Source organism: Lysobacter sp. cf310, from assembly GCF_900114355.1.
GTDB lineage: Bacteria > Pseudomonadota > Gammaproteobacteria > Xanthomonadales > Xanthomonadaceae > Lysobacter.
The window spans coordinates 1,456,609-1,480,552 of sequence record NZ_FOSS01000001.1; the positions used below are offsets into that span (position 1 = coordinate 1,456,609).

A 23,944-nucleotide genomic window follows, 5' to 3' on the forward strand; every position below is an offset into this window, starting at 1 on the left:
GGCGGGCCGGGCCGACCAGGGCCAGGCCCGGGAATCAGGCCTCGGCCTGCAGCGCCGGGACCTGCGGGACCTGGCGGGCGGCCCGCTCGGCGATCCGGTGCGGGTGGCTGGAGCGTACGAAGCGGGTGCACAGCAGGATCGAGGCCACGGTGAGGCCGGCGATCAGGCCGATCCACATGCCCTTCGGGCCCCAGCCCAGGCCCAGGCCCAGGCCCGCGCCCAGGGGCATGCCGATGCCCCAGTAGGCCAGGGCGGCCAGCAGCATCGGCACCTTGGTGTCCTTGAGCCCGCGCAGGGCGCCGGCCGACAGCACCTGGATCCCGTCCGGGAACTGGAACGCGGCCGCGTACAGCAGCAGCGAGGCGGCCAGGGTCGCGACGGCGGCGTCGGCGGTGTAGAAGCCGACCAGGAAGTCGCTGGCGCTGAACAAGACGATGCCCGACACCAGCTGCGTGCACAGCACGATCGCGTAGCCGGCCGCGGCCGCCCGGCGCACGCCGTGCAGGTCGTTGCGGCCCAGCGAATGGCCGACCCGCACCGTGGTCGCCTCGGCCAGGCCCATCGGGATCATGAAGCACAGCGCCGACAGGTTGATCGCGATCTGGTGCGCGGCTGCCGGCACTTCGCCCAGGCGCCCGATCAGCAGGGCGGTGACGATGAACAAGCTGCCTTCCATCAGCACGGTCACGCCGATCGGCAGACCGGTGGCGAGCAGGCCGCGGATGGTCGGCCAGTTCGGCGGATCGAAGCGCTCGAACAGTTTGAGATCGGCGAAGCGCTTGGCCTTCCACAACACCACCGCGAACGCGAACGCCTCGATCCACAGCATGATCGCCGAGGCGATGCCCAGGCCGCCGGCGCCCATTTCCGGGAAACCGAGCTTGCCGAAAGTCAGCACGTAGCCGATCGGCAGCAGCACCAGCAGGCTGCCGGCGCTGATCAGCATGGTCGGCAAGGTCCAGTGCAGGCCCTCGGCCAGATAGCGCATGCAGAAGAACAGGGTCAGCGCGAACACGCCCCAGCGGATGCCGTGCAGGAAGTCGCGCGCGCCCGGAATGATCTCCGGCGCCATGCCCATCGGCCCCAGCGCGTGCGGGATGAAGGTCAGGAACGCGAACAGCAGCACGCCCAGGCCCAAGGCCAGCCATAGCGCCTGACGGAACAGCGCGCCGATTTCGCCGCGGCGGCCGGCGCCGTCGAGCTGCGACACCGACGGCGGCACCGACAGCAGGGTGCCGATCGGAATCATCATCGGCAGCCACCACAGCGCGGTGCCGATGGTGACCGACGCGAGTGTGGTCGTGCTGTGGTGCCCGGCCAGGACGTTGTCGATGAAGCCGATCAGGCCGGTGGACACGTGGCCGGCGACCAGCGGCGCGGCGAGCAGGGCGGTGGTGCGGATTTCGCCCGACAATCCGGGGCGCACGGAAGAGGAATGAGACGACATGACGCGGAACCAGAACCACGACTTCGGCCGCGCAACCGCAAAGGGCGCTGGCGCCGGGCCATAGCAGCCCGCTATCTTACGCGCTCGCCCATGAACGGCCTGGGAGCCGCGAGCGATCGGACCTATGAGCGAAGCCCAAGACCACCCCACGCCGACCCACTGCGAAAACTGCGCGGCGCCGCTGCAGGGCCACTACTGCCACCAGTGCGGGCAGTCGATCGTCAATCCGCTGCGCCATGCCGGGCATGCGCTGGAGGAAGTGTTCGAGTCGTTCTGGCATCTCGACGGCCGCATCTTCCGCACCGTGCGCGACCTGCTGTCACCGGGCCGGGTCGCGCTCAATTACCTGCGCGGTCATCGCGTGCGCTACGTGCCGCCGCTGCGGCTGTTCGTGATCCTGAGCGTGCTGACCTTCTTCATCGCTCAGTTCACGGTGCATTTCGGCGAGGACGACGGCGGCAGCTACAAGGGCAACGGCCCTATGGTGATCGACGGCAAGAAGGTACGCCTGGGCCGCACCGGCGAACGCATCGAGAACGCGCGCAGCGTGTCCGAAGTCGAGAGCGAACGCGCGCAGGCCCTGAAGGAACTCGAGCAGGCGCGCGCCGCGATCCCGGTCAGCGTGCCCGGCGGCGCGCAGGTCGGCATCGCCGCCGGCATCAAGGAGGTCAACGCGATCGCCGACAAGCGCGTGGCCGAGCTGCGCGAGCGGACGCGGCCGGACGCCGCCGCCGAGGCCGCCGGCATCGTCGCGCCCTCCCAAGAGGAAGAGAACGCCGCGCTCCCGGCCACGATCGAGAACGCCAGCTCGCTGGCCGAGCTGGAAGCCCTGCGCGACGAAAGGCTCAAGCCGCTGCAGGCCGAACGCGCCGGCATCGCCGCCGGCAACGCCACCGCGCTGGCGCGCAACGCCAACGCGATCCGCGATATCAACCGCCGTGCCGGCTGCCGCGCCGCGCAGTTGCAGATCGACCACGCCGTCGACACCGAGGGCGCGCTCAAGCGCAAGGCCGCGACCGACGCGCAGACCTACGGCGACGGCGAATGCAACGAGGGCCTGACCTTCTTCGGCAACGCGCCCTGGGACGCGGAAACCAACCCGGTGGTGATGGCCGGCGCGCCGGAGTTCTTCAACCGCTGGCTCAACAAGCAGATCGGCCGCGGCTACACCAACTTCAAGCGCGCCACCCAGGACCCCTCGCTGTACGAGCATGCCGCGCTGAGCGCGGTGCCCTCGGCGCTGTTCCTGCTGGTGCCGATGTTCGCGCTGCTGCTCAAGCTGACCTACCTGGGTTCGGGCCGCGGTTACCTGGAGCACCTGGTGGTGGCCTTGTACAGCCACGCCTACCTGTGTCTGAGCCTGCTGGCGATGTTCCTGATGTTCGGCCTGGACGCCTGGATCTCGCCGCATTGGTCCGGCTTCGGCTGGATCGCCGGCATTCTCGAGGCCGGGCTATGGCTGTGGATGCCGATCTATCTGCTGCTGATGCAGAAACGCGTGTACGGCAACGGCTGGATCGTGACCCTGCTGCGCTATCTGGTGGTCGGCGGCTGCTACTTCTTCATGCTGGCGTTCGCGGTGGGCTTCCTGATGATCGCCAGCCTGGTGCGCATGTGAGCGCGGGCGTGGTGTACGAGGTCAACCTCGACCTCGACGCGGCCATCGCCGAGGACTACCGCGCCTGGCTGGGGCCGCATACGCGCGAAATCCTGGCCCTGCCCGGCTTTCTGGAAGCGCGCATCCACACCCAGCTGGACCCGCCGGCCGAGCCCGGACGGGTGCGCCTGAGCGTGCGCTATCGGCTCGACCGTCTGGAATCGCTGGACGCCTACCTGCGCGATCACGCGCCGCGGATGCGCGCGGACGCGGTGACGCGGTTCGGCGACAGGTTCAGCGCCACGCGGCGGGTGTTGCGCGAGGATTGAGCGCGGCGCGTGGGCTAGAGCGCGCCAGTCCGCGCGGAGCATGTCTGCGTTCGCTGTTCCCGCTTGCGGGAGCAATTGCCCGCCAGGGCGGATGAGGGCAGCGCATGTGGTTGTGGTTGCGGTTGCACCCGCGCCTCGGCCCACACCCCAACCCATACCCCGGCCCAACCGCACAGCGGTCGGGCGTTCGGTGCAGCGCGAGCCCATGGCTCGCAAGCGCTGCGCTCGCCCCTGAAATGGGAGAGGGGCTTGAAGACGGGAGAGGGACTACGGCCCTACTGCCCCAACTTGTGCCAGAACCACCCGTCGCGCTCATCCCAGCGCGTCGCCAGCAATTCGCGGCGCAGCGCGTCGCGCGCCTGCGGGGGCGTGCGTTGCACCAGCACGGCGAGATCCTTGCGTTGCTGCGGACTGAGTTCGCGCAGCACCCGCAGCATCGGCTCGTGCTGCTGCAACGGCAGTTGCGCCAACAGCGGCTGCAGCGCCGCGTAGTCGGCGCCCAGGATCGGCCCCAGCAGCCAGCCGCGTTGCAGGCTGCCGTCGAGGGCGTCGAAACGCGCGCGCAGCGCCTGCTGTTGCTCCGGCGGCAACGCCGCGTAGCGCGCCGCCGCGGCCTGGGCCAGCGCGCGCTCGTCCGTGGGCAGGGCCTGCCAGGCGGCGTAGCGCTCGCGCAGGCGCGCGCGTTCGGGCGCGGGCAGCGCGTTCCAGCGCGCGGCGCGGGTGGCGAAGGCGGCGCGTTGCTCGGCGCTCCAGGCCGCCCACTGCGCCGCATTGGCCTGCAAACGCGCGCGCGCGTCCGCCGGCAGGCGCCGGCCCAGGCTTTGGTATTCCGGCGGCAGGCTTTGCGCCGCCAGCGCGCCCAGACACAGGCTCAGCGCCGCGAAGGCGAGCGCGCGCACCGGGGCGCGCGAGCGTGTGCGCTCAGCCCGGGACATCGGCGCTCTCGGTCTCGGATTCGGTGGTGGTCTCGGCGCCCGACGCGGTCGCGGCGCCGGTCTCGCCGACCGCCGGTTCGACGCGTTCGCCGGGCAGCCCCTCGGGGCCGGCGCGTTCGCGCGCGGCCAACCAACTGTGGAAAGCCAGCTCGCGCGCGCCGGCTTCGCCCTCGGGATCGGCGAGCAGGGCGAAGTCGCGGTCGCCGATCAGACCGGCCTCGTGGCCGTAGCGCGAGGCCGGGGCCGCGGCCTTGGGCAGGGGCTCGACGCGGATGCGCGGGCCGCCCAGCCAGTCGGCCACGCCGCCCAGCGGCCACCACCAGGTCGCCGCGAACGCCAGCGCGCACAGCGCCAGCAGGCTCCACAGCAGCGCCATGACCCAGCGCGGCCGCCGCGTGGCGGCCAGGGGCGCGTCGCCACGCGCGCCCGCGGCGGCGACCGGCGTGCCGCGCAAGGCCGCCTCGCGCGCCGCGCTCAGCCGTGCCAGCCGTTCCGGCGGCAGGGTCTTGATGCGGCGATGGATCTGCTCACGCAGTTGTTGCCAGGCCGCCGGGTCGGCGCGGCCGTCGGCGTGGTGCGGCAGGGCGCGTTGCAGGGCCAGGCGGTAGGTCGGCTGGGCCACGCCCAGGGCCGCGGCCGCGTCGGGTTCGGACAACCCGGCCGCCAGGCGCAGCAGCAAGGCCGCGCGCGGGCCATGGCCGAGCTCGCCGAGGCGGTCGGTGGCGTCCAAGGGGATCGCGACCCGGGTGCGCTGGTGCAGCCCGGGCTGGGCCAGCAGCTGCGACCAGAAGCGGCGCGGCCAATCGGCCATGGGCGCGGCCTCGATGCCGGCGCGGAAGGCCTGCATCGCCGCCGCCAGGGCGGCGTCGCCGGCGCCGGCGTCGCCCGCCTGCAGCTCGGCCAGGACCGCGCCGCGACGCTCGACGCCGCGCAGAAACGCGGCCAGGGCGGCCGGCGCATCGTTCGAGTGCCCGGCGGTGCCGGAGGATGTGGAGCCCGTTGCGGCGGGGCTCATCGCGTACGCATCAGCATGACCGCATCATAGCGAGGCGGCGGTCGCATAAAACCGCTTGACACGGCGCCAATACCTGCTCCGCGAAGCAGGACGCGGCCTGCAGGAAAAAACGGTTGTGCACAGCGGTAACGGAACCGTCATCAGGCTGAGGAAGAACCCCCAAACGCCCTGCATTACAACGATGTTTCACGGTCAAGCCTTTGATTATCAAAGAGATATACGCATTGGCGATTTTTTCACCAACCTGGCTGCAGAGCTTATTCCAGCTTCATCGCGCAGCCCTGCCGACGCGGCATGCACAGATTTATCCACAGCTCGTGTGGATAAGGGTGAATTTTCTTTAAGCACCGCCACTTGCGTGCGCTTTGTCACGGCGGGGGCAGCAATAGGTCGCAACTGCGTCGGCGCCGATTCGCGACCGCGCTCGCTAGACTGAGCGCATGTCCGACGGCTCCGCTCAGTCACTTACACACGTCTGGCGGGTCGCCCTGCCCGTGCCCCTGCCGCGCCTGTTCGATTACCGCCCCGCCGACGGCCTCGAGGCGACGCCTGCCGACGTCGGCATGCGGGTGCGCGTGCCCTTCGGCAGCCGCGAGCTGGTCGGGGTGGTCGCCGACACCGGCGCCGCCGACGCCAGCGCGCCGGAACCCAAATCCGCGCTGAGCCGGCTCGACCCGCAGCCGCTGTTCCACGGTGAGCTGCTGGAGTCGCTGCGCTGGCTGGCCCGCTACACCCATGCCCCGCTGGGCGAAGTGTTCGCGACCGCGCTGCCGGCGCCGCTGCGCCACGGCGAACCGTTGGCCGATACCCACGCCTGGGCCTGGCGGCTCACCGAGACCGGGGCGACCGCGCGTCCGGGCCTGCGCGCGGGCCGCCCGCGCCGCCTCGCCGACCGCCTCGCGGCCGGCCCCTGCGACGAGGACGCGCTGGAACTGGTCGACGCCGCCCACGATCCCGACTGGCGCGCCGCCGCGCGCGCGCTGGCCAAGCGCGGCCTGGCCGAGCGCATCGCGGTGCCGGCCAACACCCTGGCCGCCGTGCCGCAGCCCGGGCCCGCGCTCAACGACGAACAGCAGGCCGCCGTCGACGCCATCCTGGCGGTGCGCGACGGCTTCGCCCCGCTGCTGCTGGACGGCGTCACCGGCAGCGGCAAGACCGAGGTTTATCTGCGCGCGATCGCCGACTGCCTCGCACGCGGCCGCCAGGCGTTGGTGCTGGTGCCGGAGATCGGCCTGACCCCGCAGACCCTGGCGCGCTTCCGCGCGCGTCTGGGCGTGCCGGTGCATGCGCTGCATTCCGGCCTGGGCGACGGCGAACGCGCGCGCACCTGGGCCGCCTGCCTGCGCGGCGAGGCGCGGGTAATCGTGGGCACCCGCTCGGCGATCTTCCTGCCTCTGCCCGAGGCCGGCCTGATCGTGATCGACGAGGAGCACGACGGCAGCTTCAAGCAGCTCGACGGCATCCGTTACCACGCCCGCGACTTCGCCCTGGTGCGCGCCAAGGCGCTGAACGTGCCGGTGCTGCTGGGCAGCGCGACGCCGTCGCTGGAATCGCTGCGCAACGCCCAGGCCGGACGCTACGCGCACTTGCGCCTGCTGCAACGCGCCGGCAACGCCAAGCCGCCGCGGGTGCGCGTGGTCGACGTGCGCAAGCGCCCGCTCGAGGCCGGCCTGTCGCCGGAACTGATCGACACCATCGCGCGCGCGCTCGATGCCGACGGCCAGGTGCTGGTGTTCAAGAACCGTCGCGGCTACGCGCCGGTGCTGATCTGCCACGACTGCGGCTGGAGCGCGCACTGCCACCGTTGCAGCACGCCGACTTCGCCCACGCCGATGACCGTGCACGCGGCCGGCCGCCGCCTGCAATGCCACCACTGCGGCGCGCGCCGGCCCGCACCCAACGCCTGCCCGGACTGCGGCGGGCTGGCGCTGCAATCGCAGGGCGCCGGCACCGAGCGCATCGAGGAAGCGCTGGCCGCGCGCTTTCCGGAGGTGCCAGTGCTGCGCATCGATCGCGGCACCACCCAACGCCGCGACGCGCTGGAACACCATCTGGCCGAGTTCGGCACCGCGCGCGGCATCCTGGTCGGCACCCAGATGCTGGCCAAGGGCCACGACCTGCCGCACCTGACCCTGGTCGCGGTGGTCGGCATCGACGAAGGCTTGTTCAGCGCCGACTTTCGCGCGCCGGAAAAACTCGCGCAGCTGCTGATCCAGGTCGCCGGCCGCGCCGGCCGCGCGCACAAGCCCGGCGAAGTGGTGCTGCAAACCCATCACCCCGAGCATCCGCTGCTGAGCACCCTGCTCGCGGGCGGCTATGCGGCCTTCGCCGAGCTGGAACTGGCGCAGCGCGAGCTGGCCGGTTTCCCGCCGTATGCGCACATGGCCTTGCTGCGCGCCGAGGCCAAGGAGACCGAGCTCGCCAACGCCTTCCTGCAGGCCGCGCGGCTGGCGTTGCGCGAAGTCGGCGACGACACGCTCGAGCTCAACGGCCCGGTGCCGGCGCCGATGCCGCGCCGCGCCGGCTACCAACGCGCGCAGCTGATCCTGTCGGCGCCGGAGCGGCGCGCGCTGCACGCGGCGCTGGATCGCGCCCTGCCTTCGATCCACGCCCTGCCCGAGGCGCGCAAGGTGCGCTGGTCGCTGGACGTGGACCCGGCGGACTTGTACTGACGCCGGCGTACGGCCGGGCTACACCGCCAGCGGAAAGTCCAGACGCAGGCCGGTGCCCCGGGGGCCGGATTCGATCCGCAGCTCGCCGCCCAGACGCTGCGCGCGCAGCCGCATGCTGGCCAAGCCGGCGCCGCCGTCGTCCGCAGGCGCCGACGCGATGCCCGCGCCGTCGTCGTCGATGCGCAGCTGCAGGCGGTCGTCGACGCGGCGCAGTTGCACGTCCACGCGGCGCGCGCGGCTGTGCTTGAACACGTTGGTCAACGCCTCCTGCAGCAGCCGCAGCAAGTCCAGGCTGCGCGCGCTGCCCAGCTCGACGCCGTCCAGTCCGTCCAGCTGCCAGCGGCTGTCGATATCGGCCGTTTCCAGCAGGCGCCCCAGGCGATGCCGCAGCGGTGCCAGCTGCGCGCCCAGGTCGGCGTGTTCGCGCGCGGTGCTGTCGATCACCAGGCGCAGGTCGTCGCGCATGTCCTTCAGGGTCGCGATCACCGCCGCCTTGGGCATGTCGTCGGGCGCCTGCTGCAGCTGCGCGATCGCGCCGACCAGGGTGCCGCCGAAACCGTCGTGCAGGTCGCGCACCAGTTGCAGGCGCTCGCCGGCGCGGCTGTGCGCGAGCTCCAAGGCGTGCTGGCGCGACAGCGTGGTCGCCAGTTCGGAGGTGGCCATGTCGACTTCGCGCTTGAGTTCCAGGTTGAAGCCTTCCACGCGCCGCATCGCGCTCACGAAACGGTAGGACAGCACGAAGCCGATGCCGACCAGGGTCAGCACCGACGTCAGACTCAACCAATAGGTCGTGCCCTGCACCCAGCCGAAGAACAGCGCGAAATCGCGGAACGACACCAGCACCGGCAGCAGCAGGCAGGCCGCCAGCACCAAGGCGTCCGGGCGGCGGCTGCGCCAGGCCTGGACCAGGAACCAGCCGATGCTGATGTAGTAGATCAAGCCGCCCAGCGCGAACCACAGGTTGCGGTGGTGGCCCATCCAGGCCGGCGCCAACGCCGCCGCCAGCAACGACAGCGCCGCCAGCGCGGCGAGCACGCGCTCCAGGCGCGGATACCGACGCTCGCAGTAACGCAGCAGGAACAGCGCATAGCTGGCGCCGGCGGCCACGTAGAACGCGGCGTTGAAGGCCTGCCAGGCATCGGTGCCGGTCAGCGGCCAGATCTCGGTGGCGATGTGGTTGTAGGCGTACAGCGATCCGATCAGTTCGGTCAGGGCGAACCAGCCGTACACGCTGTCCTTGCGCCGCAGCAGCCACATCAGCAGAAACACGCCGCCCAGCACCGCCGACATGGCCAGGTTGATCAGCTTGATGTCGTAGCGCAGGAAGCGTTCGCTGCGGTAGCGCTGCTGCAGGGCCTGCGGATCGCCGACCCGCACCGGCCCGGCGCCGGGTTGGTAGGCCGCCAGACCGGACACGCGCAACCATACGACGTTGTCGCCCGCGCGCAGCAGCGAAGGCGGCAGCAGCGCGTAGTGCGGCGCGTTCCAGGTGCGCGACAGCGGTTCGACCAGTTGCGGATCGCGCGCCACCGCTTCGCCGTTGACGTAGATCGCGCCGCTCAGGCTCATGTAGTCGGCCAGCAACGCGGTCGGCCGGCGCGGATCGTCCTGGCGCCAGCGCAGCCGGTACCAGACCACCCCGTCGTGGTCGGGCCAGCGCTCCTGCCACAGATCCAGCAAGCGCACCGGCGTCCAGCCCGAGGCCGGCGGCGCGGCCGCGTTCCAATCCGAACGCACCGCCTCGCCGCGATCCAGCAGCTGCACGCCGGGTTCTTCGGCCGCATGAACCGGCAACGAGGCGAAGCTCAGGCAGATCCACAGGATCAGCAGCCAAGCCGCGCCGGCGCGCGACGGCTTCAGTTGAGCAATCCCAGCGCGCGCGCCTCGAACACCGCCGCGGTGCGCGAACCCACCGCGAGTTTGCGGTAGATGTTCTTGGTGTGGCATTCGATGGTGAGCTTGGACAGCGCCACCAGTTCGGCGATCTCGCGGTTGCTGAACCCCTGCGCGACCAAGCGCAGGATTTCGCGTTCGCGTTCGGACAACTGCGCCGCGGGCTCGGGTACCGGCGGCGCGGCGCGCGCCGGCGCCTGCTGCACCAGCGCCAGGATCCTGCGCGCGATCAAAGGATCGATCGGCGCGCCGCCGCGTTGCAGGCTTTGCAGGCACAGGCGCAGTTCGTCGTCGTCGCGGTCCTTGAGCAGGTAACCGATCGCGCCGGCCTGCACCGCGGCCAGCAGGGTCTCTTCCTCGGCATAGGCCGACACGATCACCGCCGCGGTCTGCGGCCGGTGCGCGCCCAGCCATGCGATCAGCTCGATGCCGCTGCCGTCGGGCAGTTGCACGTCGATCAAGGCCAGGTCGTAGCGGCCCTGCTGCAGGCGCGCGCGCGCCTGAGCCAGATCGGCGGCGCTGTCGATGCGCGCCTGCGGACCGGCCAGGGCGCGCATCAGGCCGAGCATGCGCGTGCGCGCCGAGGCCTCGTCCTCGACGATCAGCACCGTACTCAGATCGATGGGCTGCGGTTCCATGCCTCTGTCTCGCGCGCCGGCCGTAGCGGCCGCATCAGTGTAGCCTCCGCGCGCAGCGGGATGAGCGGAGCGCGCCGCCGTACCGCGGCGCACGCGAGTGGCGCGGCGCGCGCCTCAGTGCGGCAAGGCGTCGAGCACCGCCGCACGCAGCGCCGCGACATCGCCGGCGGCGACCTCGCGCCAGCCGCCCAGGGTCGGATCCAGGCCGCAGGCCGCGGTCGCGATCACCGGCACGCCGCTGGCCAGCGCGCTCAACAAGGCGCGCGGCTGATGTTCGACCCAGGCCGGCAACGCCACCGCATCGGCTTCGAGCAGACCCTCCCGGTACGAGGCGACGCGACGCAGCCTGGCGCGTCCCGGGTCGAGGCCGCGCTCGCTGTCGCCGGGCGGCAGCAGGATCTCGACCGCCTCATCGCCCAGCGCGGCCAGCAATTCGAGGATGCCCTTGCGCGCCAACGGCGAGGCGGGAAAGAACACGCGCGGTCGGTCGTTGCGCGGCACGCGCGCATCGACGGGCACGGGCTCGGGCAGGGTCCAGGCCAGCGGCCGCGCGCGCGCGCCGGCCAGCGCCAGGATCTGCGCATGCGGGCTCCACCAGGCATCGGCGGCGAGCAGGCCGTTCCACTCGGCTTCGATCAGGGCCGGATCGGCGCGGAAGTCGCGCAGCGACAGCACTTGCGGATGCCGCTGCGAAGCGCGGTCGAGTTCGGACTGCAGCGCGCGCATCGGCAGCGCGCTCATCATCACCGCGTAGCGGCGGCCGGCGAGTTCGCCCTCGCGCCAAAGAAAGGGCAGCAGGCTCTGCGGCAGCACCAGGTCCAGATCGTTGGGCCGCAACTGTCGCGCCAGATCGCGCGCGTGCGCGCGCAGCTGGGCCAGGCGCACCTGCGGCAGGGCCTGGCCGCGCCAGCGGCCATAGCGCCAGGCCAGCGATTGCAGCACGCGCCGCGCCGGCGCCTGGGCTGGAAAGCGCAGGCCGCCAGGACCGAACACGCGATCGCCGTCCTCGCGTTGCGCTTGCAGCGCCGCGCGAAACTCGGGCCAGGCCTCCTCCATCCACCACAGCCGATGCAAGCCGTCCGCGCTGGGGCCGGTGTGGCGATGGCAGGCGTGCTGCTCGCAACTGCCGCAGTCGTTGCTGGCCTCGGGCGGCCGGCGCGGCGACATCGCCAGCGGCCAGCTCTGTTCGCCCGCGTTGCGATAGCCGCGAATGCGCAGCAGCAGACGCTGCGCGTCCATGCTCGCCTCCAGCCGCCATGCATACGGCGCGCGCAAGCGCAGGTCCAGATAATTCCAGAACACGGTGGCATCGCGATCCTGTTCGGCCAGCGAGCCAGGCAATACGCGCGAATGACGGTGACGCTCGACGATCTCCAGCCCCGCGCGCACCGCGCCGTCGTAGAGCGCATTGCTGAGCTGGCACAGGCCGCCGCCCACCGCCGGGATCACGCAGCCCTCGCGCAACTCGCGGCCGACCGCGTAACCGCGTGCGCGGGTGGCGCGCCCGACCTGCTTCCAGAAACCGAAGCTGGCGCCGGCCGGCACTTCCACGCCGTGCAGCCGCTTCAGCGCCAGGCGCAGGTTCTGCAGCTTGCCGGCGACCAGCAGCGGATCGGCCTCGTCCAGCGGCCACAGCGAGCTTTCGAATTCGGCCAGCACCGGCGCGTCGCGCAACGCCTCGGCGCGCGCGTGCCGGCGCGGGCGTTGCCGATCCAGGGCGTCGCGCCACCAGCGCAGCCCGCGCAGGCCCCAGGCCTTGCACGCGAACACCAGCGCCTGGCCGCGCGTCGGCGGCGGCGCGGTGGCCGCGATGGCGATCGCCACGGTGTTCATGCCGGTTCCCTCCCCCTGCAAACACGCGGCCCGGCAGGGCCGGCCGCCGCGACATCCATCCTATCCGTTCGCCTGCGCGGCCGCGCTAGGCCTTGCCCTTCTGGGCCGCCTTGGCGCCGGCCTTGCCGCCCTTGGGCGGCTCGCGGATCCACACGATCTGGTTGTCGCGGCGCACCTCGAACAGGCCGGTGGCCTCGATCAGATCGCTGAGCTTGCGGTAACCGTAGTTGCGCGAGTCGAACGAGGCCTGGTTGCCGATCTGATGGCCGACCGCGCCCAGGTGCGACCAGCCGTCGTCGCCGCTGACTGCGTCGATCGCGCTGCGCAGCATCTGCAGCAGCTTGGTGTCGCCGCGCAGTTCCTTGGCGCTGCGCTGCGGCGTGGTCGCGCGTTCGCCGGCCGGCACGTCGGCGCTGGCCGGCTGGCCCAGCGCTTCGACGTAGGTGAACTTGGAGCAGGCGTTGACGAAGGGCTCGGGCGTCTTCTTCTCGCCGAAACCGTAGACCTTGACGCCGTCGGTGAGCAGGCGCATCACCAGCGGGGTGAAATCGGCGTCGCTGGACACGATCGCGAAACCGTCCAGGTTGCGCGCGTACAGCAGGTCCATGGCGTCGATCACCATCGCCATGTCCGAAGCGTTCTTGCCCTTGCTGTAGGCGAACTGCTGGATCGGTCGGATCGCGTATTCGTGCAGCACCGCTTCCCAGCCCTTGAGGCTCTGGCTTTTCCAGTTGCCGTAGGCGCGACGCACGTTGGCCGCGCCGTAGCGCGCGACCTCGGCCAGGATCACGTCGATCTTCGCCGCCGGCGCGTTGTCGGCGTCGATCAGCAAGGCGATGCGTTTCTCTTCGGTATTGGCGGCCATGCGCGCGCTCCCGGGCCGCGGCCGGCCCCTTGCCGCCAGCCTAGCGCAACCGCCTGTGCGGCGCGTGTCAGAAGATAGGCCGGCTTCATCACCGCCGCGCCGCGATAGGCGAGAATGGCGGCGAATCCGACGACGAAAGAAACCAGCCCATGACCAGCCAACTCGAACACCTGCGGACGCTGTCCTCGGTGGTCGCCGACACCGGCGACATCGAGGCGATCGCGCGCTTCCGACCGCTCGACGCCACCACCAACCCCTCCCTGCTGTTGAAGGCGGCCTCGCTGCCGGCGTACGCGCCGCTGATCGACGCCGCGCTCGCCCGCTCCCGCTACGAATTCAGCGACGACCGCATCGCCGACGCCAGCGACCGCCTGGCCGTGGCCATCGGCGGCGAGATCCTCAAGCTGATTCCCGGCCGCGTCTCCACCGAAGTCGACGCGCGCCTGAGCTTCGACACCGAGGCCACCCTGGCCAAGGCGCGCCGGCTGGTCCAGCTGTACGCCGAAGCCGGCATCCACCGCGACCGCCTGCTGATCAAGATCGCCTCGACCTGGGAAGGCATCCGCGCCGCCGAGCAGCTCGAACGCGAAGGCATCCACTGCAACCTCACCCTGCTGTTCTCCTTCGCCCAGGCCATCGCCTGCGCCGAGGCCGGCGTCTATCTGATTTCGCCCTTCGTCGGCCGCATCCTCGATTGGCATCTGGCCAACGGCATGAGCCCGCCGGCCACGCCGCAGGACGATCCCGGCGTGCAGTCGGTGACCCAGATCTGGCGCTACTACAAGGCCCTGGGCTACAAGACCGTGGTCATGGGCGCGAGCTTCCGCAACGTCGGCCAGGTGTTGGCGCTGGCCGGCTGCGACCGACTGACGATCTCGCCGGATCTGCTGGGCGAACTCGAAAAGCGCGACGGCGAGGTGCCGCGCGTCCTCATCGACGACGGCGAACGCTACGAAGGCCCGCGCCCGATGAGCGAGGCCGAGTTCCGCTGGCTGCACAACCAGGACGCGATGGCCACCGACAAGCTCGCCGACGGCATCCGTCGCTTCGCCGCCGACCAGCACACCCTGGAAGACCTGCTGCGGCAGCGTCTGGAAGACTGAGGACGCCCGCATGAGCCATGAACCTCCGGGAGGCGGCAAGCGCGTCCCGCATATCGTGATCGTGGGCGGCGGCTTCGGCGGCCTGTGGACCACCCGCGCGTTGGCCTCGGCCGACGTGCGCATCACCCTGATCGACCGCCGCAACCATCACCTGTTCCAGCCGCTGCTGTACCAGGTGGCCACCGCCGGCCTGTCCTCGCCCGACATCGCCGCGCCGCTGCGCCACATCCTGCGCAGCCAGCGCAACGTCGAAGTGCGGCTGGGCGAAGTGGTGGGGCTGGATGCGGCCGCGCGCGAGGTCGAACTCGCCGACGGCGACCGCATCGGCTACGACACCCTGCTGCTCGCCAGCGGCGCCACCCACGCCTACTTCGGCCACGACGACTGGGCGCCGGACGCACCCGGTCTGAAGACCCTGGACGACGCCCTGCACATCCGGCGTCGCCTGTTGCTCGCGTTCGAACGCGCCGAGGCCGCGCAGGACGAAGCCGAACGCGCGGCCTGGCTGAGCTTCGCCGTGGTCGGCGGCGGCCCCACCGGCGTCGAACTGGCCGGCACCCTGGCCGAGATCGCGCGCAAGACCCTGCGCCGCGAGTTCCGCCGCATCGACCCGGCCCAAGCCAAGGTGCGCCTGATCGAAGCCGGCCCGCGCGTGCTGTCCAGTTTCCCCGAGGAACTGTCGGAGAAGGCGCGCAAGCAGTTGCAGAAGCTCGGCGTCGAAGTCGTCACCGGCACCCCGGTCAATGCGATCGACGAACACGGCTACACCCTGGGCGACACCGTCGTGCCGGCGCGCACGGTGGTCTGGGCCGCGGGCGTGGCCGCGTCCAAGCTGGGCGCCTTGCTGGATGCGCCGCGCGACCGCGCCGGCCGGGTCCAGGTGCTGCCCGACCTCAGCGTGCCCGGCCATCCGGAGATCTTCATCGCCGGCGACCTGGCCAGCGTGCAGCAGGACGGCAAGCCGGTGCCCGGCGTCGCGCCCGCGGCCAAGCAGATGGGCGCGCACGTCGCGCGCGCGATCCTCGACCGCCTCAAAGGACGGCCGACCACCCCGTTCCGCTACAAGGACTACGGCAACCTGGCCACGATCGGGCGCATGGCCGCGGTGGTCGACGTGCACGGCTTCAAACTCTCGGGCCTGCTGGCCTGGTGGTTCTGGCTGGCCGCGCACGTATTCTTCCTGATCGGCTTCCGCAACCGCGTGATCGTGCTGATCAACTGGGCCTGGGCGTATTGGAGCTATCAGCGCCACGCCCGCATCATCCTCGGCGATCGCGACGATTAGCCGCGGCGCGGCGGACGCGCGCCGCGTCCGCCGCGCACCCGCACTCGAGGCTCAGACCAGGCGCACGCGGCCGCGCCTGCGCCTCTAAGCGCCGGCCGCGCGCGCCGACGATGCGTTAGCATCGCCCGGACCGAGGCCCGCCTCCTCTCATCGCAGGGACGCCATGAGCGACGCACCGCACGCCACCGCGAACCGGCCGCGCGCTAGCGCGCTCGCCCCGCTGCTGCTGGCGCTGGCCGCCTGCTCCCCCGGCGACGCACCCAGCGCGCCCGCCGGCGCGGCGCGCGCGCCGTTCGCGGACGCGGCCAACCCCCAGGCGGCGCGCGCCAGCGCCGACGCGGTCGAAGAGTTCCTGCAGCAGGTCCGCGTCGAAAGCGACGCCGCCGATGCCCGCGACGAACAGCAAGGCAACATGGGCTACACCGGCCGTCTGGCCGAAGCCATCGCCAGCGAAGTCGCCTACGCCGAAAAAGGCGGCGCCGCACGCCGCTTCGTGGTCGCCAACCGGCTATGGGCGCTGGCGCCGACGACGTCGGAGCAACTGCACCGCAGCGCCGACGAACTGCTGCCGGACCAGCCGCTGATCGTCTATGAACTGGCCTTGCACTACACCCGCAACGACGACTGCGTGCGCGCGCTGCCGCTATGGAAGCGACTGAAGACCGTTGGCGTGTTGCCGCAGCAGGCGACCTTCCTGTACGCCTACTGCCACCTCACCACCGGCGACGAGCGCGGCGCCTACGAGCTGGTGCAGGCCTCCGACGTGGGCGAGTCGCATGTCGGCGCCGAGAAAATGTCCTACGCCGTGTTCGGCGGCACCGACTACCTGACGCTGCACGACGAGGACTACCGCAAAGCCGAAGCCGGCGACCGCCTCGCCCTGGACCGCGCGCTGGCGCGCGCCTTCGACTGGCGCAGCGACTGGTGGAACTACGGACAGAACGCGGACGCGCGCGACGCGCTGCACGACCTGATGGCGCGCCAGTGGTCCGCGCAGAAGCGCGAACGCGCCGAATGGGACTGTCTGTGGCCGCTGTTGATCGACAGCAAGCGCAAGCTCGGCATCGCCGACCTCGATCGCTGCCAGCTTCTGGTCGGCGCGCACGCCTATCCGGCGAGCTCGGCGCTGGGCCGGATCGTGCTCGGGCGCCTGGCCGCGGACTCGGAGGACGAACTCGACTTCTCGACGTTCCACGCCCGCCACGCCGCGACCCTGCGCGAGCGCGCCTACAGCAGCGCCGGCGATTTCGAAGCTCTGCGCGTGCTGGCCTTCCTGCAGCAGAGCGTCGGGGACGAAGCCGGCCTGGCGCAGTCGGACGAACTGGGCTGGAAACGCTACCGCGACGAGGCCTTCGCGCGCAGCCGCATCGAGCATGCCCACCCGGCCCCGGGGCAAACGCCGGACGCCGCGTTCCGAGCCATGCTGCAACAGGCGATGCGCGACTTTCCGCAGGTGCCGCGCTTCATCCTGATCGATGCGGCCTACCGGCATCCGGATGGGGAACTGCCGGTCGCGGATCTGAGCCGTCTGCTGCAGGCCGAAACCCGCGACCTCAGCCTCAGTCAGGGCCAGGCCGGCATCCGCTCGTCCACGCAGTTGCTGTCGATGTACCGCCGCCTGGGGCGGGCCTTGAACGCGGCGCCCTGAGGCGGCGCCGAAAACGAAACGGCCCGGTTTCCCGGGCCGTCGTGGTGCATGCGCTGCGGCGGATCAGGCCGCGAACAGCGCCCGCATCTTCTTCAGCGCGTTGGCTTCGATCTGGCGGATGCGCTCGGCGCTGACGCCGTACTCGTCGGCCAGCTCCTGCAACGTGATCTTGCTGTCGGCATCCAGCCAGCGGCGCTTGACGATGTCGCGCGAACGCTCGTCCAGACCCGACAGGCCTTCGCGCAGCAGGGCCAGCTGATTGTCTTCCTCGTCCTCGCGCTCGTAGCTCTGCGACGGGTCTTCGTCGTGCGCGCGCAGGTACGCGGCCGGCGACGGCGGCGCGTGGTCGTCGTCCTCGTCGGCCGGGGCGTCGAAACCGACGTCGCGACCGGACAAGCGCGACTCCATCTCCAGCACTTCGCGCTCGGAGACGTTGAGGTCCTTGGCGACCTGGCTGACTTCCTCGGCGTTCATCCAACCCAGGCGCTTCTTGCTCTTGCGCAGGTTGAAGAACAGCTTGCGCTGCGCCTTGGTCGTGGCGACCTTGACGATGCGCCAGTTCTTGAGGATGAACTCGTGCATCTCGGCGCGGATCCAATGGACCGCGAACGAGACCAGACGCACGCCCTGTTCCGGGTCGAAGCGCTTCACCGCCTTCATCAGGCCGATGTTGCCTTCCTGGATCAGGTCGCCGATCTGGAGGCCGTAGCCGTTATAGCCACGGGCGACGTGCACCACGAAGCGCAGGTGCGAATGCACCAGCTCGCGGGCGGCGTCGAGGTCTTCTTCGTCGCGGAAGCGACGCGCCAAGTCCTGCTCGTCCTCGGCGGTCAGCACCGGGATGCGGTGCACCGCGCCGATATACGCGTCCAGCGAACCGAGCGCGCTGGGCACAGGCAGGTTGTTGGCGACTAGGGCGTTCGAGAGGGGGATCTGGGTCATGGCAGCCATCTTAGCAGTCGGGGTCTATGACTGCTAAAGACCCCGGAAGTTCCGCAGTGTTGCGTGGATAGAACGAGCGCCGATCCGGCCCGGGCCCGGCGCCAAGCCGTCCCCTTGCCCGGAAAGACAAGAAATTAACATCTAAAATCAATTACTTATGAAAACACACCCAGGGTATCCGGGGACTGAACCGGGCGTCCCGGCTGCCATCCCAGGGTCATCGCGCCCCTGTAAAGCACGTGGGGCCGCGGTGCGTGGCCCCAAGCCCTGACCTTCGGCAGGGGGCCGGCGCCGCTTCGGCGCCACGGTTTCAGAGCCGCAGGCTCAGGCCACCGCCAGCGCGCCCGCCGCAGGGCGCCTGACCCGCGCGCCGCGTTCGCCCAGCGCCTCCCCGGAAACGCAGCGGCCTCAAGATCGGTCAGCCCCCCAGGCCGCGCGGCCGATGCGCGACAGCGCCGTGCGCAGCCGCCGCCAGCCGTGTTCCCACAGGCCACTCAGCGCGCCCTTCGTGGGCGGCCGCGCATTCGCCGCCACCTGCTTGGCCAGCACATGCAGGCTGCCGGTCGCGAGCTGGAGCATGGTGATCCTGGCGCCGGTCGCGGCTTCGATCCGTGCGACCGCCCGCATCGCCAACAGGGAATGGCCGCCCAGCTCGAAGAAGTTGTCGTGGCGGCCGACCCGCTCCACGCCGATCAGCGCCTGCCAGATGGCGGCGATCGTCTGTTCGATCTCGCCGCGCGGCGGCTCGAAACCGGAACCGGTCCGCGCGGCTTCGGGCGCCGGCAGGGCGGCGCGGTCGAGCTTGCCGTTGGGCGCCAAGGGCAGGCTCGACAAGAACTGGATGTGGCTGGGCAGCATGTATTCGGGCAGCGCGGCGCGCAGATGCGCACGCAGCGCGTTAGCGTCCGGCGCGTCCGCCGCCGGGACCACATAGGCCACCAGCCGCGGATCGTCCGCGGCGTCCTTGCGCACCACCACCACCGCATGCGCCACCTGCGGATGGCTGAGCAGCCGGGCTTCGATCTCTCCGGGCTCGATCCGATGCCCGCGCAGCTTGACCTGGAAATCCAGCCGCCCCAGATGCTCGAGCAGGCCGTCGGCGCACCAGCGCCCGCGGTCGCCGGTTCGATACAGGCGCGCGCCGGCCCGGCTGTCGAAGGGATCGTCCACGAATCGTTGCGCGGTCAGCTCGGGGCGGTCGTGATAGCCCAGGCTGAGCCCGGCGCCGCCGATGTAGATCTCGCCCGCCACGTCGAGCGGGCACGGACGCAGATGGGCATCGAGCACGTGAATGCTGGTATTGGCGATGGGACCGCCGATCGACATGGCGCGCTCGGGCCTGACCTGCCAGCAGGTCGACCACACCGTGGTCTCGGTCGGGCCATACAGGTTCCAGGTTTCCGCGCTGCGCGCGAGCAAGGCCAGCGACAGATCGTCGGCCAGGGCTTCGCCGCCGACCAGAATCTTGAAGCGGGCGTCGCCCTCCCAGCCGGCCTCGATCAGCATCCGCCAGGTCGCCGGCGTGGCCTGCATCACGGTGGCCTGGCTGGATTCCAACAGGGCGCGCAGGGCGACGCCGTCGGAAGCGATCTCGCGGCTGGCGATGACGACCTCCGCGCCGACGCACAAGGGCAGCAGCAACTCCAGCGCGGCGATGTCGAAACTCAGGGTGGTGACCGCCATCAGTCGGTCGGACGCGCTCAGCCCCGGCGCCGACGCCATGCTGGCGAGAAAGTTCTCCAGCGCGCGATGCGGCACCACCACGCCCTTGGGCGTTCCGGTCGAACCGGAGGTGTAGATCACGTAGGCGGGGTCTTGCGCGCGCGCGTCGCGCTGCGGGTCCGCGCTCCATTCGATGTCGGCCCCGTCGTCCGACTCGGCGATCAAGTCGGCCAGATCCAGTCCGCGCTCCGGGGGCAGGATCGCCTGCCATCGTTCCGCGGCGCCCACCATCAGATCCAGGCCCGCGTCGCCGGCCATATAGGCCAGGCGCGACCACGGATACTCGGGGTCGAGCGGCACGTAGGCGGCGCCCGCCCGCAGGATCGCCAGCAGCGTCACCACCATCCCGGTGCCGCGCGGCAGGCAGACGCCGACCCGCGAGCCGCGCGCCACGCCGCGCGCGCGCAACCGATGCGCGGCGCGGTGCACCTGCGCGCAGAGCTCGCGATAGCTCAAGCATTCGTCGCCGTAGCGCAGTGCCGGCGCATCGGGGCGATGGGCCATGCGCGCGGCCAGCTGGTCCACGACCCGACCGTCCTGCCCCAGCGGGCGAGCGGTCGCATTGCCGTCGACCACGAGCCGCCGATACTCCTCGCCTGGCAGCACGTCGAGAGTGGCGATGTCGTCGTCGCCGCCGGCTTCCAAGGCCGACACCAAGGCGGCGATCGCGGTGGACGCATAGGCGGCGATACGCGCCGGATCGGCACCGGCGATGCATTGAGCGGTGAGGAGAAAGCCGTCGCCGCACTGGTCGACCGTCAGCGAGATCGGATAGTTGGTGCGCTCCTCGTCGGACAGCAGGGTGATGCCGGACAGGCGCGGATCGCGGGCGGCGCCGCTCCCGGATTGGAAATGCCCCGCGTCGCCATGGCGGTAGTTGAGCAGGGCGTTGAACAGCGGCGAAGGCGCCGGCACGGCGCTGCAGGATCGCGCCAGCACCAGCGAGGCGTGTTCGTGTTCCAGCAACTCCGCCAACTGCGCATGCACCGCCGCGACGGTCCGGCGCACACTGCCCTGCGTCAATCTGACCCGCAGCGGCAAGGTATTCATCAACAGGCCCACGCATCCGTTGGTCTCGTCGCCGGTGGCGAGGCGGCCGGAAAGCACGGTACCGAACACGACGTCGTCGCGGCCGTCGCAGCGCGCGAGCACCATCGCCCAGGCCACATGGAACAGCACGGCCGCGCTGACGCCCGCCGCGCGCGCCGACGCGGACAACCGCGCGCACATCGCCGGGTCCAGCCGGATCCGGCTTTCCGTCGCCTGGTGGCCATCGTTGCGGACATCGACCAGGCCGAACGGGGTGGTGGGTTCGCACAGGTCGCCGAGCTCGCGTTCGAAATAGGCTTTCGCGCCGGCCTGGTCGCGCGACAAGGTCTGGCCGACGAAGGTGCGGAACGACGGCACCGGCGTGGACAGGCTCTCGGGCGCGCCGGCCAGGATCGCCGCGACTTCATCCCACAGCACATCCTCGGACACGTTGTCGTTGATGATGTGGTGCGACAGCAAGGCGAGCGTGCAGCCCTCGCCCGTCGCATCGTTCACCATCACCGCGGAGAACAGCGGCGCCTGGTCCAGCGCCATGCGCTGCATCAGCGGATCGGTGCACGCCAGCAGGCGCGCGCGGCCATCGCGCCGGCCGCGCAGCTTGAGCACCGGCAGCTGCGCGCGCCGCAACACCACCTGCACCGGCCGCGACAGGCCGCGCCAGAGTATCGCCGTGCGGAACGCATCATGGCGGTCGATGACCTGTTGCAGCGCGGCCAGGAACCGCTGCGCGCGCGCACTCGAATCGAAGCCGAGCAGGCGTCGCGACAGATAGGCATCGCCCTGCTGCTGCAAACGGTGATGGAACAGCATCCCCTCCTGCAGCGGCAGCAGCGGATAGATGTTCTGGATATTGCCCGCCCCGCCCGGCACCTCGGCCGCGATCCGCGCCAGTTCCTGCGCATCGAGATCGAGCAGGGGAAACATCTCCGGGGTGATGACGACCGCGTCTTCGGGCACGTGCGACGCCGGCAGCGCGGCGGCGGCCGGCGGCCGCGTGGCGGTCATCGCGACGCACAGGCCCGCAAGCGTGGGATGGGCGAACACCATGTGCGCGTCCACCGTCCACCCGTGTTGGCGCAGCCGGTGCAGCATCGCGACCAGCAGCAGCGAATGCCCGCCGAGTTCGAAGAAGTGGTCGTCGCGGCCGACCTGCTCCAGACCCAGCAGCGACCGCCAGAGGCCGGCGACCTCCTGCTCGAGTTCGCCGCGCGGCGCATCGAAGGCCTGCTGGGCGAGGGATGCGCGCGACGGCGCCGGCAGCCGCGCGCGATCGATCTTGCCGCTGGCCAGCATCGGCAGCTGCGCAAGCAGCACGAAGGCGGAGGGCAGCATGTGCCCGGGCAAGCGCAACCGCAGCGCCACACGCAGCGCGTCGGCCTTCAGATCCGCGCCCGAGGCATAGGCCACCAGCCGCGGCTCGCCGCGCGCATCCTCGCGCAGCACCACCGCGCAGTCCTCGACCCCGTCGATCGCGGCCAAGGCCGACTCCACCTCGCCCAGTTCGATCCGATAGCCGCGCACCTTCACCTGCGAATCGGTGCGGCCGATGAAGTCGAAATTGCCGTCCGCGCGCTGGCGCACCCGATCGCCGGTGCGGAACATGCGCGCGCCGGGGCGCGAGGGATGCTCGATGAAGCGCTCGGCGGTCAGCCGTGGCTGGTTGCGGTAACCGCGTGCCACGCCCGCGCCGCCCACGTGCAATTCGCCGACCACGCCCGGCGGCACCTGCCGTTGCTGCGCATCCAGCACTTCGCACCAGACGTGGTCGATCGGTCGGCCGATCGACACCGCCGCATCGCCCGCCAGCTCGGCGGGGACTTCGTAGTGGGTCGCGTCGATGGTGGTCTCGGTCGGCCCGTAGAAGTTGCCCAACCGCGCGCCGGGCGCAATCTCGCGCAACCGGCGCGCCAGATCCGCGGTCAGCGCGTCGCCGCCACAGGCCACGTAACGCAAGCTGGCCGGGACCAGCGAGGGCTCGCCTAGCAGGCCGCGCAGAAACGAGGGCACGCAGTTCACCAGGCTCACTTGCCGCCCCGCGATCAAGGCGGCCAGGTAGGGCATGTCCAATTGCCGCGAGGGATGGGCCAGCACCAGCGCGGCGCCGCTTTGCAGGGGCGCGAAGAATTCCACCAGCGTGGCGTCGAAACTGATCGAATTGCACTGCAGGATGCGGTCGTCGGGAACGATGGCGACAGCCTCGCGCAACCATGCCGCATGACTGGCCAGCCCCCGGTGCAGCAACTCCACGCCCTTGGGCGACCCGGTCGAGCCGGAGGTATAGATGACGTAGGCGAGTTGCTCTTGCGCTATCTCGATGTCCAGATCGCTCGCCGCCCACTGCGAGAGCGCGTCCCAGGCCGTATCCACGCATACGCATTCGACGTCATGGCTGTTCGCGGGCAGTCGCTCGCGCAGCCACGACTGGGTCAGGACCACGGGCGCGGCGGTGTCGGCGAGCATGAACGCCAGCCGGTCCGCCGGGTAGCTGGGATCCAGCGGTACGAACGCGCCCCCCGCCTTCAGTACCGCCAACAGCGCCACGGGCAGATCCAGCGAGCGCTCCATCAGAACGCCGACGCAGACTTCCTCCCGGACGCCCAACGCGCGCAGGTGCCGGGCCAGGCGATTGGCGCGGGCGTTGAGTTCGGCGTAGCGCAGCGATTGCTCGCCGCAGAGCGCGGCCACCGCATCCGGCGAACACGCGGCCTGACGCTCGATCGGTCCGTGCACAGGATCGAAGCGCATTTCTTCACGCGCGAACGCGACCTGTACTGTCGCCGACATGAGCCCGATGCCCCCCTTCGTCGCACGCGGGACAGACGAGACGATGGCGATCCGCCTGCGGCGAGGCCGGCTAGATCGGTCACGCCCAACCACCCGAGACGGCGACTCAATAAGCCTAACGACGGCCTTCGGGGAATCCGGTCAGATCGGCAGGCGAGACGCGGCGTGTTGCCGGTTGCGCCACCG

Annotated in this window: 15 protein-coding genes; 6 read left to right on the forward strand and 9 right to left on the reverse strand. The window is 70.9% G+C overall.

The genetic code is table 11. The annotated features are described in order from the left end of the window. Nucleotides 1–34: 34 nt before the first annotated feature. Nucleotides 35–1,447 (reverse strand): MATE family efflux transporter, encoded by a 1,413-nt coding sequence (locus BMZ45_RS06445; RefSeq protein ID WP_091633804.1) that lies wholly within the window; start codon nucleotides 1,445–1,447, stop codon nucleotides 35–37. Between the two features lie 124 nt (nucleotides 1,448–1,571). On the opposite strand from BMZ45_RS06445, the gene BMZ45_RS06450 reads away from it, so the two are divergent. Next, nucleotides 1,572–3,065 carry a DUF3667 domain-containing protein gene (locus tag BMZ45_RS06450; protein WP_091633807.1) on the forward strand — a complete coding sequence of 498 codons (1,494 nt, stop codon included), beginning with the start codon at nucleotides 1,572–1,574 and terminating at the stop codon, nucleotides 3,063–3,065. After that, on the forward strand, nucleotides 3,062–3,373 hold the full coding sequence (locus BMZ45_RS21560; RefSeq protein ID WP_175488950.1) for a DUF4286 family protein: 312 nt from the start codon (nucleotides 3,062–3,064) through the stop codon (nucleotides 3,371–3,373). Before BMZ45_RS06450 ends, BMZ45_RS21560 begins: the two co-directional genes overlap by 4 nt. A gap of 275 nt (nucleotides 3,374–3,648) precedes the next feature. Here the strand turns inward: BMZ45_RS21560 and BMZ45_RS06460 are convergent, their stop codons facing one another. Continuing rightward, entirely contained in the window at nucleotides 3,649–4,308 is a 660-nt protein-coding gene (locus tag BMZ45_RS06460) for a DUF3106 domain-containing protein (protein ID WP_091633809.1), read from the reverse strand. Then, nucleotides 4,295–5,323, reverse strand: coding sequence for a hypothetical protein (locus tag BMZ45_RS06465; RefSeq protein WP_091633812.1), 1,029 nt, complete (start codon nucleotides 5,321–5,323; stop codon nucleotides 4,295–4,297). Before BMZ45_RS06465 ends, BMZ45_RS06460 begins: the two co-directional genes overlap by 14 nt. 440 nt (nucleotides 5,324–5,763) lie before the next feature. Between BMZ45_RS06465 and BMZ45_RS06470 the strand changes: the two genes are divergently transcribed. Next, a complete protein-coding gene (locus BMZ45_RS06470; protein ID WP_091633814.1) occupies nucleotides 5,764–7,995 on the forward strand; it encodes a primosomal protein N' in 2,232 nt (743 codons plus the stop codon). A gap of 18 nt (nucleotides 7,996–8,013) precedes the next feature. On the opposite strand, the gene BMZ45_RS06475 is transcribed toward BMZ45_RS06470, so the two are convergent. From BMZ45_RS06475 to BMZ45_RS06490, 4 genes are all read right to left on the reverse strand, one after another. Next, entirely contained in the window at nucleotides 8,014–9,759 is a 1,746-nt protein-coding gene (locus BMZ45_RS06475) for a sensor histidine kinase (protein WP_175488952.1), read from the reverse strand. A 92-nt stretch (nucleotides 9,760–9,851) separates the two neighbouring features. Next, complete coding sequence (locus BMZ45_RS06480; RefSeq protein ID WP_091633819.1) at nucleotides 9,852–10,526, reverse strand: response regulator transcription factor; 675 nt, start codon at nucleotides 10,524–10,526, stop codon at nucleotides 9,852–9,854. Nucleotides 10,527–10,640: 114 nt separating this feature from the next. Continuing rightward, nucleotides 10,641–12,359, reverse strand: a complete 1,719-nt coding sequence (locus BMZ45_RS06485; RefSeq protein WP_254776543.1) for a VanW family protein — start codon at nucleotides 12,357–12,359, stop codon at nucleotides 10,641–10,643. An 85-nt stretch (nucleotides 12,360–12,444) separates the two neighbouring features. Beyond that, a complete protein-coding gene (locus BMZ45_RS06490; RefSeq protein WP_091633822.1) occupies nucleotides 12,445–13,224 on the reverse strand; it encodes an NYN domain-containing protein in 780 nt (259 codons plus the stop codon). A 149-nt stretch (nucleotides 13,225–13,373) separates the two neighbouring features. Between BMZ45_RS06490 and tal the strand changes: the two genes are divergently transcribed. The 3 genes from tal to BMZ45_RS06505 all read left to right on the forward strand — a co-directional run bounded on the left by tal (nucleotide 13,374) and on the right by BMZ45_RS06505 (nucleotide 17,260). Beyond that, the gene (tal, locus tag BMZ45_RS06495; RefSeq protein WP_091633825.1) at nucleotides 13,374–14,327 is read left to right on the forward strand and encodes a transaldolase; all 954 of its coding nucleotides are present in this window, start codon (nucleotides 13,374–13,376) and stop codon (nucleotides 14,325–14,327) included. A 10-nt stretch (nucleotides 14,328–14,337) separates the two neighbouring features. Next, a complete protein-coding gene (locus BMZ45_RS06500) occupies nucleotides 14,338–15,612 on the forward strand; it encodes an NAD(P)/FAD-dependent oxidoreductase (RefSeq protein WP_091633827.1) in 1,275 nt (424 codons plus the stop codon). 163 nt (nucleotides 15,613–15,775) lie between these two features. After that, nucleotides 15,776–17,260 carry a hypothetical protein gene (locus BMZ45_RS06505; protein ID WP_091633830.1) on the forward strand — a complete coding sequence of 495 codons (1,485 nt, stop codon included), beginning with the start codon at nucleotides 15,776–15,778 and terminating at the stop codon, nucleotides 17,258–17,260. 63 nt (nucleotides 17,261–17,323) lie between these two features. Here the strand turns inward: BMZ45_RS06505 and rpoH are convergent, their stop codons facing one another. Then, nucleotides 17,324–18,202 carry an RNA polymerase sigma factor RpoH gene (gene rpoH / locus BMZ45_RS06510; protein ID WP_056177941.1) on the reverse strand — a complete coding sequence of 293 codons (879 nt, stop codon included), beginning with the start codon at nucleotides 18,200–18,202 and terminating at the stop codon, nucleotides 17,324–17,326. 408 nt (nucleotides 18,203–18,610) lie between these two features. Further along, nucleotides 18,611–23,758, reverse strand: coding sequence for a non-ribosomal peptide synthetase (locus tag BMZ45_RS06515; RefSeq protein ID WP_091633833.1), 5,148 nt, complete (start codon nucleotides 23,756–23,758; stop codon nucleotides 18,611–18,613). Nucleotides 23,759–23,944 lie beyond the last annotated feature (186 nt).

Bases quoted from the DNA above. Each gene is read 5' to 3' on its own strand.
- BMZ45_RS06485 (WP_254776543.1), bottom strand. From the start codon at position 12,359: ATGAACACCGTGGCGATCGCCATCGCGGCCACCGCGCCGCCGCCGACG.
- tal (WP_091633825.1), top strand. From the start codon at position 13,374: ATGACCAGCCAACTCGAACACCTGCGGACGCTGTCCTCGGTGGTCGCC.
- BMZ45_RS06470 (WP_091633814.1), top strand. From the start codon at position 5,764: ATGTCCGACGGCTCCGCTCAGTCACTTACACACGTCTGGCGGGTCGCC.
- rpoH (WP_056177941.1), bottom strand. From the start codon at position 18,202: ATGACCCAGATCCCCCTCTCGAACGCCCTAGTCGCCAACAACCTGCCT.
- BMZ45_RS06515 (WP_091633833.1), bottom strand. From the start codon at position 23,758: ATGTCGGCGACAGTACAGGTCGCGTTCGCGCGTGAAGAAATGCGCTTC.
- BMZ45_RS06460 (WP_091633809.1), bottom strand. From the start codon at position 4,308: ATGTCCCGGGCTGAGCGCACACGCTCGCGCGCCCCGGTGCGCGCGCTC.
- BMZ45_RS06445 (WP_091633804.1), bottom strand. From the start codon at position 1,447: ATGTCGTCTCATTCCTCTTCCGTGCGCCCCGGATTGTCGGGCGAAATC.
- BMZ45_RS06505 (WP_091633830.1), top strand. From the start codon at position 15,776: ATGAGCGACGCACCGCACGCCACCGCGAACCGGCCGCGCGCTAGCGCG.
- BMZ45_RS06465 (WP_091633812.1), bottom strand. From the start codon at position 5,323: ATGAGCCCCGCCGCAACGGGCTCCACATCCTCCGGCACCGCCGGGCAC.
- BMZ45_RS06500 (WP_091633827.1), top strand. From the start codon at position 14,338: ATGAGCCATGAACCTCCGGGAGGCGGCAAGCGCGTCCCGCATATCGTG.
- BMZ45_RS06480 (WP_091633819.1), bottom strand. From the start codon at position 10,526: ATGGAACCGCAGCCCATCGATCTGAGTACGGTGCTGATCGTCGAGGAC.
- BMZ45_RS06450 (WP_091633807.1), top strand. From the start codon at position 1,572: ATGAGCGAAGCCCAAGACCACCCCACGCCGACCCACTGCGAAAACTGC.
- BMZ45_RS06490 (WP_091633822.1), bottom strand. From the start codon at position 13,224: ATGGCCGCCAATACCGAAGAGAAACGCATCGCCTTGCTGATCGACGCC.